Consider the following 12309-nt stretch of genomic DNA (forward strand, 5'->3'; position numbering starts at 1 on the left):
TAACAAACAATACCTATTGGAGGCGTGTATATGGATAAACCGAACAACGATCATGAGACTGTTGTTGAAAGCGATTGCAGTACGGAGAAGAGTGACGGCACGGCGGCGAAAGATGACGGATGGATGAGCCGGAGAACGATGCTCGCTTCGCTCGGCGCGACGGGTGCATTGGTCGCTGCGGGGAGCTGGATGCATGCGCTGAACGCGAAGGCGGCGGGGGAGGATCCTTTGGTACTGATCGGAGATTTGTCACAGCTAACCACAACCGATAAATCCGACCTCGTTCATGCCATTAACGAAAATGTCGGGAGGCTGGAGGCGCTGCGGCCTATCAACGTATTGAAGCCGCCGGCTCCGCTGGCGCCTCTGGTCGGGGACGGGGTGACGGACGACACGGCCGCTTTTCAAGCGATACTGAACTACGCCGCGACCAATAAATGCTCGGTGTTTTGTCCGGGAGGCAAAACGTATCTCGTATCGTCGATCCGGATCAAAAACGGAACGGTAGCACTGCGATGCGAAGGTGTCATCAAGGGGAAGGGCACGGCGGTCAACGGCGTCGTTCAGCTGGATGGGCCGAGGCTGTTCGGCGGGACGGCGGTCGAAAATTGCACGATAAGCGTAAATATCGATATGTCCGGCGGGGATCGGGAAGCCATCAAGGCGGACGCATGCAAAAACTGCTCGTTTATTTCCAATCGCATTTATGGATTTACGAATCACGCGACCTTGAATCATTACGGAATCTTGCTCTGGTTCGACTCGAACTATAACAAAATCCAAAACAATCATATTGTCGGATACGAGAATCCGACCCAACGCGGCTTGCTGATCGACCTGATCGGGGAATCGGCCAATTTTGGAGGCTTTTTCGATAACGGCAATATTGTCCCTCCCACTATACCTTGCGTCGGCAATATCATTACCGGCAATACGCTGCTGTACGGCAGCTACGCCGTGAATCTGCTCGCTGCGGAGTACACGATCGTATCGAACAACTACTGCATGAAGCAAAACCATCGCAGCATTTACGTCGCCCAGGCGTCCAATAACAGTGTAATAACCTCGAATGAATTGCTGGGGTTCCTCTCCTCGGGCGTACTGTTGGGATACGGGGCTTACAAGAACGTTGTGACCTCCAACCTGATGAAGCAAATCGACGGGTATAATACGATCGGCGGCGAAGCGGCGGTCAACATCAATACGGGCGCCTATGAGAATCTGATCGCAAGCAACCGAATCGAGAGCTTTACGAATTACGGGGTGTACATGGCCGTCAATAGCATCGGGAATGTGGTGGACGGGAATACGATATCCCGGCATTACATCGCGGCGATCGCTCTGGAAAACGATTGGATCAGGCCGCTTCCGGCAGATGCCAAATATTCGCGACCCAATTATGGCGCGCCGATTGTCGGAACCGCATGGGGCTCCAAAGATTCGGAGAACAATGTGATCCAGAACAACACGATAAGCGCCTGTTATACGGGCAGGGCGATGTGCGCCATCTATATCGCGCAATTGGGACCGACGTTAACCACCTCGAACAACGTCATTCAGAACAATGTCGTGACGAATGCGGCAAGCTACGCTTACCACTTGTACGTGTTTGAGGAGACGAGCGGGAAGCTTGCGAACAATACGTTGAAAAACAACTCTTTTTATATGACGACATTAAGTAAAATTTATTTGTCCCGGGGCCGAAAACATTTCGCGCAATGCTCCGGCAATGATGCGCTCGATACGGATGCGTTTACGTTCGCGGACGGCGACACGACGCCATCGGTCGGCAAGGGCGGCTCGTTTGCTTTTGCCAATACGGCTCCGACCCTTGTCACGATGTTCGACGACGGGATGAACAACCAGACGATCGTAGTCAGGCTCGCGGTTAACACGACGATCGTGTATGGAGCTTCCGCGATCCGAACGAAAGGCAATGTCGACATTACGGGCGCCAATTCGAATCAGTTCGTAACGTTTAAATTGCTGGGAGGAATTTGGTTCGAGCAATCGAGGAGTTTCTAGAGATCGTGACGCCCGGGAGGCTGATTGCTTCCCGGGCGAACCATTTGTCAGGCTGTTGAAAAAGTCAAAGAGAGATTTGTCATACAACTTTGCAGACTTTTTCAACAGCCTCAATTTATGGAGGGATTCAGGGTGAGGACAGTTCGGGCTGGGATTATCGGCATCGGCGGATATGGTACGAATCACGTTAAGGCCATGCTGGATTTGGTCAAGGAAGGGCTGCTGGAGGTTGTCGCATTTGCCGAGGTGCGGGCGGAGGCGTATGCGGAGGAGTACCGCCAGCTTGTCACATGCGGAGCGGCTCATTATACCGATTATGAGCGGATGCTGAACGAGCATCCGGAAATGGATTTCGTCGTCATCGCCACCCCGATCGCCGCCCACAAGCCGATGTGCATCCGTGCGATGCAGCTCGGCTTCCATGTGCTCGTGGAGAAGCCGCCGGCCGTGACGGTGCAGGATGTGGACGAGATCATCGCGGCCGGAAGAGCCAACCGCCGGCTGTGCCAAGTCAATTTCCAGCATACGTCCAGCCGCGCGTTCCGGGAGCTGCTGCAGCAGCTTCGGGCCGGGGCGATCGGGCGGCTTGTCGATGTAACGGGAGTAGGCATGTGGAGAAGAGGGCGCTCGTATTACGACCGCACCCGATGGGCGGGCAAGCTTATACTGGACGGTGTGTACGTCCTGGACGGTACGTTCAACAATCCGCTCGCCCATCTGCTGAACAATTGCCTGCTCGCGGCCGGAAGCGGCGACGCTTCGAGGGGGGAGCACCGGTCCGTGCAGGCCGAGCTGTATCATGTCAACGAAATCGAAGGAGACGACGTGTCGTGTATTCGGGTGAACGCGGCGAACGGCGTTGTCGTTCACTTCTACGCGATGCTGTCTCACGATAAGGACGAGACGCCTTACCTGACCGTTCGCGGGACGGAAGGAGAAGCGAGCTGGAATTACGAGAACGAATGGACGATCCGCAGCCGGGATGGCGAGAGAAGCTTTTCGTACGGACCGGAAAATTTGCTGCGCCATATGTACTTGAACCTGATGCAGGCGATCGGCGGCGATGGCGGCGAGCCGCTGTTCTCCCCGATCGAGGCGAGCCGCGGCTTCATCCTCGTTTCCAATGGCGCATACGAGTCGTCGCGTATCGTCCGCGCCATTCCAGCTCCGTTCGTGGAGGAGCGGGACGTTAACGGCTCCGCGTTTCGGCTGTTGCCGGGGTTGTCCTTGGTCATGAAGGACGTGGCGGACAAACGGCAGCTGTATTCAGAGTATGGGCTCCCTTGGGCGGTGCTGACGCTGCCGTACCGGATGGAGGGCTACAGCCGCTTCGAGCTGCCGCGGTAAAAGAGTCCGGGCCTAGCAGAAGATACTTGGCCTCCCTTAAATGGAAAACATGCAGGTAAAAGCGGCGGCCAAGGCCGGACGCACCGTTTTTAATGGAAAAGCTGCAGTTATTTTCGTTGATTGCTGAAGAGTTGCGCCAATCCACGAGAAATAACTTGACTTTTTACAGTGTAGTACCGATTATGCGTCGTTTTTCCGTAAATAACAGCATGTTTTCCATCTCTTTCAACAGGAGTCCGAACGCGTCACGCTTGTAAAGTGCTGACGGAATTAGGTTCGAGCAATCAAGCGGCTTCTAAGATGACCGCATGCGGCAGCTTCCCATTCGCCTGGGAAGCTTTTTTGTTCTGAATTGACCAATTACATATTATATATTGTATTAACTATATTATCGGGGGATGAGGGGTGGTTATTATGGCATGGAAGCGGATAATCGCCGGGTTGGTTTTATCCATGCTGCTCCTAGCAACAGCCGCATGCGGCGGCCAAAAGAAAGTGGAAACGCAGGAAGAGCCGGTTATCAAGAATGATCCCGTTACGGTAAAATTGGCTGCCAATAAAGGCTTCTTGTCCGATGAAGAGCTGAGTCAGTTCGCTGCCGCCGTCACGAAGAAATATCCGCATATTACAATCCAAAGAACGGATACCGCGGTGGCGGGCAGCAAAGTACCGGAGCTGGTAGCATCGGGAAACATCCCCGATCTTATTTTGGAAGCTCCCTTGAACATCCTGGAGTTTCAGTCGCTGGGGCTTTATTACAATATGGAGGAGCTGATCAAGAAGCATAAATTCGACCTGGCCCGTATTCAACCGGAGTATTTGGAGTCGATCAAGGTGGGCAGCTTCTCCGAGCAGTTGGTTGGCTTGCCTGTTTATAATAACGGGTTCGGGTTGTTTTACAATAAGGATTTGTTCGACCGGTTCGGGGTTTCTTATCCGAAAGACGGCATGACGTGGGAGGAAATACGGAGCTTGGCCATGAAGCTGACCCGAAATGAGAATGGGGTCCCTTACGTCGGCTTGCACCCGAACAGCGTGTTCTGGGGAGCTTACCAATTGGGCTTGCCTTTCATTGATACCGTTAACGATAAATCCGTTTTTCAGTCGCAGGGCTGGAAAGACCTTTTCCAATTTTGGTTCCGATTGCAGCAATTGTCCGACGACGGTGCAGCTCCCAAGACGATCGCGGCGATCAAAGGCTTTCAGGACGGTCAGGTTGCCATGACCATGGGATACAGCGCACTATTGCCGGCGATGGTGAAGATTAATGGCTTGAATTGGGATGTCGTCACCTATCCGGTCAATCCGGCTGCGCCCGGCATCGGTCAGCGCGTCGACTCTTATAACCTCGTCATGACGGCCCAGAGCAAGAATAAAGATGCCGCCTTCCAAATCATAGAGGTACTCTTATCCGATGAAGTGCAGACGACGATATCCAGAAACGGAAAAGTTTCCGTCCTTAAGGATCGGAAAATCCAGGATCAATTCGGACAGAACAACGCGGATTATCAGAATAAGAATGTAGTCGCATTAACAAAGCCGAAGCTCGCTATCGTAAAACCGTTCAAGTTCTCTTTTCCACAAAATCCGGCAGCGATGATCGATCAGGCGTTCAATGAAGTTCTTTATTCCGGCAAAGACATCAACACGGCATTGCGGGAAGCGGAGGAGAAGATGAACGCCGCCATTCAGGTCATTCTCAAAAAATAAAGGATAGGGTCAGGATCGCGGCCGAATGCTGCGGTCCTTCGTATTTTTAGGCGTCTTGGTGCCGTTCACGAGCGCGATTGCTATTGTCAGAAGCCCCGATTTGGCCTATAATCGATCCGTAAGCCAGATGCTTGGCATGCGAGTTTTACGCTAATAGCACAATCAGCCAACAGGTGCCCGAACGTATCGCTACGATCGGGTTAAAAGGGAAGTCGGTGAAAATCCGACACGGTCCCGCCACTGTGAAATAGGAGCTTTCTCACGATGCCACTGTCCGGGATGCGGATGGGAAGGCGGGAAAGCAGCGCGTTGCAGCCGCGCGCCTATGAGTCAGGAGACCTGCCTGTATGGTTTAGCTCAAGGAATCCTTCGAGGAAAAGGAACCGGCTTATTCGGGAAGAACGAAATATACGCGTCTATTGCGCGTTTGCCCGTATTGGCTGAACCCCTGTCCTTTCGAGGATGGGGGTTTCTTTGTTGGAGGAAGGAACACATCACTTTTTGGGGAGCAGGTTGGGGTCCCCGGAAAGTAACAGGAGTAGGCTTCGAAGGAACACATCACTTTTTGGGGCACAAGGGAGAGGGAACGGATGAAGAAGCTTGGAATGCTGCTCATGGCATGTGCCTTGGCGGTTGCGGTTGCCGCATGCGGACAAAACAAACCGGCCGAAGGGGTCAAGGAACCCGCGCAGGCGTCGGGGGGGACGGCAGTCAAGTCGGGAAGCGAGTCGACGGGCAAAAGGACGACATACCCGCTCACGATCAAGGACAGCTCGGGCAAAGAATTCACCTTTACAAAAGCGCCGCAGCGGATCGTATCGCTCTCGCCTACGGAGACGGAGGTACTGTTCGCGCTCGGGCTGGGCGACAAAATCGTCGGCGTATCGAACCTGGACGATTATCCCGAAGAGGCGAAGAGCAAGCCGAAGATGGGCAATTTGCAAGGAAACGCCGAAGCGATTATCGCGGCCAATCCGGACATCGTGTTCGCCGGCTTGTCGCTGAACAAAAACTCGGTAGCGAAGCTGAACGAGCTGAAGATGAACTTGTTCCAGACAAACCCGAAGACGATCGACGAAGCGATAGAGCGCGTCACTTTGTTCGGGCTCATTAACGATAAGCAGGAGCAGGCGGAGAAAGTCGTCGCCGAGATGAAGAAAGAAAAGCAGACGGTGGTCGACGCTTTGAAAAGCTTGAAGCCGGAGCAGAAGAAAAAAGTATACATCGAGTTTTCTCCGGGCTGGACGGTCGGCAAGGGCGAGTATTTGGACGATATGATCACGCTCGCGGGCGGCGTCAACGTGGCGTCCGATCTGGAAGGCTGGAAGCAGATCAGCGAGGAGAAAATTATTCAGGCGAACCCGGACGTCATCTTCTTCGCCAGAAACGTGCCGGATCTCGAGAAAACGATCCGGGGCCGCGGGGGCTGGGATAAAATCGCCGCGATCCAGAAAAGCAAAGTGATCGGCCTCGACGACAATTTGCTGTCGCGTCCGGGACCGCGCCTTACGAAGGCGCTCGTCGACATGGCCAAAGCGCTGCACCCGGAATTGGTGAAATAATGAAACGGAAGCTGTTTGTATGGGGAGTAGCGGGGATGCTGCTCCTTCTTCTTTCCGTCGTCGTCAGCTTGTCGCTCGGGTCCGCGCATATTCCGATTGCGCAAGTATGGGGCGTACTGCTCAAGCAGATCCCTTACATAGGAAGCTCCGTTCCGGTCACTTGGCCCGAATCGTCGGAGCAAATCATTATGAAAGTCCGCTTGCCGCGTATCGTGCTCGGGGTATTGATCGGGGCCGCGTTGTCGGTCTCCGGCGCCGGGTTTCAGGGCGTGCTGCGCAACCCGCTCGCCGACCCGTATACGCTGGGCGTCGCTTCGGGGGCGTCGGTCGGAGCCGCTTTTCTTATTTCGTTCGGGCTTCATTATGCGCTGTTCGGCATGTGGTCGATTCCGATCGTCGCCTTCGCAACCGGACTAGCCACGCTGTGGATCGTATTCCGGCTGGCCGGCGTTCAGGGGCGCTTTCGGACGGAAACGGTCATTTTGTCCGGGGTTGTCGTATCTTCCTTTCTAAGCGCCATCGTTTCCTTCATGGTTGCACTCAATTCGGACAAGATCGTCAACGAAATCTTATTCTGGCTGATGGGCAGTCTGGCGCTGCGGGGATGGCCTTATACAATGGTGGTGATCCCTTATCTTCTGATCGGAGCCGGCATTCTGATCGCTTGCGGCCGCGCGCTCAACCTGTTCGCGCTCGGAGAGCGGCATGCCGCCCATTTGGGGGTGCGAGTGGAGCGGACCAAATGGATCGTGCTGCTCGTCTCGACGATATTGACCGCCGCCGCCGTCTCGGTATGCGGGGTCATCGGCTTCGTCGGTCTCATTACGCCGCATCTGGTCCGCCTGATGGTCGGTCCGGATTACCGGCTGCTCATTCCTTTGTCGCTGCTGTTCGGCGGCATTTACGTGCTGTGGGCCGACACGCTCGCCCGCATGGTGCTCAGTCCGACGGAAATTCCGCTCGGCGTCGTCACCGCTTTTCTCGGGGCGCCGTTCTTCGCTTATTTGCTGTCCAGACAAAAGAAGCTGCTGAAAGGTTGATCGTATGATCGAGGTGAATCGCCTGTCGAAATCGTTCGACGGCAGAACCGTTGTGAACGATGTGTCGTTTGCTGTAGACGAAGGGGAGACGCTCGGCATTATCGGGCCGAACGGCAGCGGCAAGTCGACGCTGCTCAAGCTCATTTCCGGTGTGGACCATCCCGACTCGGGGGACATCCGGATGCTCGGTAAGCCGCTGAAAGCTTACTCTCGCAAGGAGCTGGCCCGGATGCTGGCCGTATTGCAGCAGGACGCGCTGCCGCCGGTCGGCTTCACCGTCCGCGAGGTGCTCGAAATGGGCCGCTTTCCGTTCCAGAACTGGCTCGGCGAAGAGGCTGACGACAAATCCGGTTTGATCGACGGCATATTGGACCATTTGCGGCTTACTCCGTTCGCCTCCAGGACGCTGGAATATTTGAGCGGAGGGGAGCGGCAGCGCGTCGCACTGGGCAAAGTGATGGCACAGCAGCCCCGTCTGCTGCTGCTGGACGAGCCGACGACCTATCTCGATATCGGCTATCAGATGCAGATGATGGATACGGTGCGCCGCTGGCAGTCCGAGGAGAAGCTGACGGTAGTCGCCGTCCTGCACGATTTGAACTTGGCGGCGCAATACTGCAACCGGCTGCTGCTCATCCATCAGGGGCGTATCGTGAAGATCGGTACGCCGTGGGAAGTGCTCGACCGCGCGCTTATTAAGGAAGTTTATGAAACCGAGCCGATCGTTACGGCTCATCCGGTGACGGGCGTTCCCCAGCTGCTGCTGCAGCCGGGAGAGCCGGCGGCTTATCGTACGGTTAGCAAGACGCGCGAACCGGTTTCGTAGTAATATAGCAGAAGGAGGAAACAGGAAAATGGCACTGCGGACCTTATTGGAGCAAACGGTCGAACGCATACGAGGGCTGGACGAGTCCGCGATGCGGGATGCCGAGAAGCGCATCGACAGGCTGACTAAGCCTCCGGGAAGTCTCGGCAGGCTGGAGGAAATCGCCAGACAGATCGCCGGCATCACCGGCCGGCTGCAGCCGGACTTGTCCGGCAAGGCGGTCATTGTCATGGCGGGGGATCACGGCGTGTGTGCGGAAGGCGTCAGCGCGTTCCCGGCTGCGGTGACGCCGCAGATGGTATTGAACTTCCTGAACGGGGGTGCGGCGGTCAACGTGCTGTCGAGACACGTCGGCGCGGATGTCGTATGCGTCGATATCGGCGTCAATGCCGACTTGAGCCACCCGAATCTGGTCGGCAGGAAAATCCGGAAAGGAACGGACAACATTGCAGTCGGTCCGGCCATGAGTCCTGACGAAGCGGTGCGTGCGATACAAGCCGGCGTCGACATCGTAGACGATCTCGCGGAGCGCGGCTACGGCATGTTCGCTACCGGCGAGATGGGGATCGGCAATACGACGCCGAGCTCGGCGCTGCTCGCGGCTCTGACCGGGATGGACATCGAGGCGGTCGTAGGCCGGGGGACGGGCATCGGTGACGAGGCGCTCCGGCACAAAAGGGACGTCATCCGCCGTGCGCTCGAAGTCAACCGCCCGAATGCGGAAGATGCGCTGGACGTGCTGGCGAAAGTAGGCGGCTTCGAGATCGCCGGTCTTGTCGGCGTCATACTCGGCGCGGCCGCGAACCGTTGTCCGGTCGTCATAGACGGCTTCATCTCGTCGGCGGCGGCGCTCGTCGCGTCGCGTATCGCGCCTTTGGCGTCGGCGTACATGCTGCCATCGCATTTGTCCCACGAGCTGGGGCATCGCGTATTGATGGAGCATATCGGCTTGCGGCCGATTTTGCAGATGGATATGCGGCTTGGCGAAGGGACCGGCGCGGTTATGGCGTTCCCGATCGTGGAGGCCGCGGTCAAGCTGATGAACGAGATGGCTACGTTCGAAAGCGCGGGAGTATCGGAGAAGTGACTTCCGACGGCGTAGTGAGAGAATAGACTGCGGGCAGGAAGGCGTTCGTGCAAAGACGGATTAATAGTCTGACTTTGGACAAGGAAGGAGATGAGAGCATGCGGATTATGGTGACGGGCGGGGCCAGAAGCGGAAAAAGCTCTTTTGCAGAACGGTACGCGGCCCATCTGGGGAAACAAGGTATCTACATCGCCACCGCGCAGCCGTTCGACGACGAAATGGCGGCAAGGCTGGCCTTGCACAAGGAGCGCCGGGACGAATCGGGTTTTTCGTGGTCGACGGTCGAGGAACCGTTCCATGTTGCGGAGTATTTGCTGAGTCACGTCCCGTCCCCCGGGGAAGCGGTACTGATCGACTGCCTGACGCTATGGCTGTCCAACTGGGTACTCCGATATGAGCAGGAAGCCGACATGGAGAAAAAGGTCGGCGACCGAGTGGACGAGCTGGCGGCCGCTCTCCGCCAATACCCGGGAACGGTGCTCCTCGTTACAAACGAGGTGGGCAGCGGCATCGTGCCGGAGTACAAGCTCGGCCGGGTGTACCGCGATCTGGCCGGACGGATGAACCAGCGGATCGCGGTAGCATGCGACGAGGTGTTTCTGGTGACGAGCGGCATTCCGGTCGAATTGAAACGGCTGGCTTTCCGATTCGAGCCACGGCAGATCGACGGGTAGCTCACCGTCGCATCGTGCGGCAGGTTGGCGCTATTATGGCGCCTGCGGAAGGAAGAGTTCCTTTATTGCTCGTCAGCTCTGCGTTTATAGGGCGAAGTGGAAGGATGAGTTCCGCTATTCGGCAAAAATGGCTGAAAAACCGTTCCTTTGTCGTCAATAACGGAACTGAAACTTCCTTTAGGCGGTTCTGGAGACGGCTTTTCGGGAAATAGCGGAACTGATCGTTCCGTATCGGACAAAAGGGAGGAGGAAGTTGGGGATGCTGCTGTACAGCTTGGAAGAGACGGCATGGATGGCGATAGCCGCTATCATGCTGGATTGGATCGTCGGCGATCCCCGTTGGCCGACTCATCCGGTCATCTATATCGGGCGGTTCATCTCGCGCCTGGAGAAATGGCTCCGGCGGGGCGAAGCTCCCGGATCCGCGTCGCCGCGCCGGGTGCGGCTTGCGGGCGTCGCCTTGACCATGCTGACGGTCGCGGCGGCTTTTTCCGTTATGCTCGGCATCGTACTGGCGTGCCGGTGGGTGCATCCATGGCTCGGGTACGCGGCCAATACGTGGTTTATTTCGACGACGTTAGCCGTTAAAGGCTTGAAGGATGCCGCGATGCAGGTTTATCGGCCGCTCGTCGAGGGCAATATGCCGGACGCGCGTAAATTTGTGGGCTACATCGTCGGACGCGATACGACCCGCCTCGAGGAGCCGGAGATCGTCCGCGCCACTGTCGAGACGGTAGCGGAGAACACGGTGGACGCCTTCGTCTCCCCGATCGTCTTCGCGCTGCTCGGCGGCGCGCCTCTCGCCATGCTGTATCGGGCTGCCAATACGTTAGATTCGATGGTCGGCTACAAAAACGAAAAATATTTATATTTCGGCTGGGCTTCCGCCCGGTTCGACGACGTATTGAATTACGTTCCGGCACGGCTGACCGGACTTATGATCATACTTGTCAGCCTGTTCGGCCGGGGTTTGTCGGCAGCGAGAGCCGCCAAATCGATTGCGGCGTTCGCCTCGCTCCACCCGAGTCCGAACAGCGGCATTCCGGAATCGGCGGTTGCGGGAGCGATCGGCATCGAGCTCGGCGGATTGAACCGGTACGGCGACATCGTGAGCGACCGCGCGCGGATGGGATGGCCGCTGCGCGAGAAGACCCGTTTGGATATCGTGCTTACGACGCGGATTTGTTACGGGGTAAGCTATGTGGCGGCGGGAGGGCTGTTATGCGCAATTATCGCGATGCATGGTTGAACGGGCTGCAGGCATGCGCCTCGGCATTTCAATTTCTTACACGCATACCGGTAAATATCCAATTAAATTATACGGACGATTTGTTCCGACGCAGCACGGTTTATTACCCGGTCGTCGGCCTTGTGATCGGCGTCCTTGTTGCGGCAGCGGGATGGATGCTCGGACTTGTCCTTCCGGCCGCGCCGGCATCTGTACTCGTACTGGGCATATGGGTGGCGCTGACAGGCGCGCTTCATCTGGACGGCTTGATGGATACGGCCGACGGGCTGCTCAGCCACCGGCCGCGGGAGAAGATGCTGGAAATTATGAAAGACAGCCGCGTCGGCGCGATGGGCGTCGTCGCCGGCGTCCTGCTGCTGATGATGAAATTTTCGCTGCTGCTCTCGCTTGTTTCCGAAGAAACGGGCGGGTTTCTCGCGTTCCTCGTCGTCGCCCCGATATGGAGCAGATGGTTCGTCGTCTGGGCGATTGCAGGCTGGCCGTATGCCAGAGAAGGAACCGGACTCGGCAGCTTATTCACATCGGTGACGCGTTCGGAAGCGAGAAACGCTACTATTTGGGCGTTTGCGGCCAGCGTAATCGTATTCATGGCTATGCGGTTCCCGTGGTGGGAAGCGATCACTTACACGGCCGGGCTTATTTTTGCGGCAGGCTTGATCGGATACGTTCTGGCGCGCGGGATGACGCGCAAGCTGGGGGGCTTGACGGGCGATACGTACGGGGCGCTAATCGAGCTGCTGGAATGCGCGCTGCTGCTCGGAGCCGTTGCGGCGGCAAGCTGGTAGAGAC

General features: G+C 56.7%; 10 protein-coding genes and 1 riboswitch. All 10 genes read left to right on the forward strand.

The window, feature by feature from the left end:
* The first annotated feature begins 30 nt into the window (after positions 1–30).
* The 10 genes from FE783_RS31635 (at position 31) to cobS (ending at position 12305) form a co-directional block, all read left to right on the forward strand.
* Positions 31–2025, forward strand: a complete 1995-nt coding sequence (locus FE783_RS31635) for a NosD domain-containing protein (protein WP_138883400.1) — start codon at positions 31–33, stop codon at positions 2023–2025.
* 132 nt (positions 2026–2157) lie between these two features.
* Positions 2158–3372 carry a Gfo/Idh/MocA family protein gene (locus FE783_RS31640; RefSeq protein ID WP_238403332.1) on the forward strand — a complete coding sequence of 405 codons (1215 nt, stop codon included), beginning with the start codon at positions 2158–2160 and terminating at the stop codon, positions 3370–3372.
* A gap of 414 nt (positions 3373–3786) precedes the next feature.
* Entirely contained in the window at positions 3787–5082 is a 1296-nt protein-coding gene (locus tag FE783_RS31645) for an ABC transporter substrate-binding protein (RefSeq protein WP_138883402.1), read from the forward strand.
* Between the two features lie 154 nt (positions 5083–5236).
* Positions 5237–5443: riboswitch (cobalamin riboswitch) on the forward strand.
* Between the two features lie 229 nt (positions 5444–5672).
* Positions 5673–6644, forward strand: coding sequence for an ABC transporter substrate-binding protein (locus FE783_RS31650; protein WP_138883403.1), 972 nt, complete (start codon positions 5673–5675; stop codon positions 6642–6644).
* Complete coding sequence (locus FE783_RS31655) at positions 6644–7684, forward strand: FecCD family ABC transporter permease (RefSeq protein ID WP_138883404.1); 1041 nt, start codon at positions 6644–6646, stop codon at positions 7682–7684. The genes FE783_RS31650 and FE783_RS31655 overlap by 1 nt, the downstream gene beginning before the upstream one ends.
* A gap of 4 nt (positions 7685–7688) precedes the next feature.
* Positions 7689–8510: a heme ABC transporter ATP-binding protein gene (locus FE783_RS31660; protein ID WP_138883405.1), complete on the forward strand. Its 822-nt coding sequence runs from the start codon at positions 7689–7691 to the stop codon at positions 8508–8510.
* 28 nt (positions 8511–8538) lie between these two features.
* Positions 8539–9597, forward strand: coding sequence for a nicotinate-nucleotide--dimethylbenzimidazole phosphoribosyltransferase (gene cobT / locus FE783_RS31665; protein WP_138883406.1), 1059 nt, complete (start codon positions 8539–8541; stop codon positions 9595–9597).
* A 98-nt stretch (positions 9598–9695) separates the two neighbouring features.
* On the forward strand, positions 9696–10271 hold the full coding sequence (cobU, locus tag FE783_RS31670) for a bifunctional adenosylcobinamide kinase/adenosylcobinamide-phosphate guanylyltransferase (RefSeq protein ID WP_138883428.1): 576 nt from the start codon (positions 9696–9698) through the stop codon (positions 10269–10271).
* A gap of 259 nt (positions 10272–10530) precedes the next feature.
* Positions 10531–11520: an adenosylcobinamide-phosphate synthase CbiB gene (gene cbiB / locus FE783_RS31675; RefSeq protein WP_138883407.1), complete on the forward strand. Its 990-nt coding sequence runs from the start codon at positions 10531–10533 to the stop codon at positions 11518–11520.
* Positions 11493–12305 carry an adenosylcobinamide-GDP ribazoletransferase gene (gene cobS / locus FE783_RS31680; protein ID WP_138883408.1) on the forward strand — a complete coding sequence of 271 codons (813 nt, stop codon included), beginning with the start codon at positions 11493–11495 and terminating at the stop codon, positions 12303–12305. The genes cbiB and cobS overlap by 28 nt, the downstream gene beginning before the upstream one ends.
* Positions 12306–12309 lie beyond the last annotated feature (4 nt).

The organism is Paenibacillus mesophilus, assembly GCF_005938385.1.
GTDB lineage: Bacteria > Bacillota > Bacilli > Paenibacillales > NBRC-103111 > Paenibacillus_AB > Paenibacillus_AB mesophilus.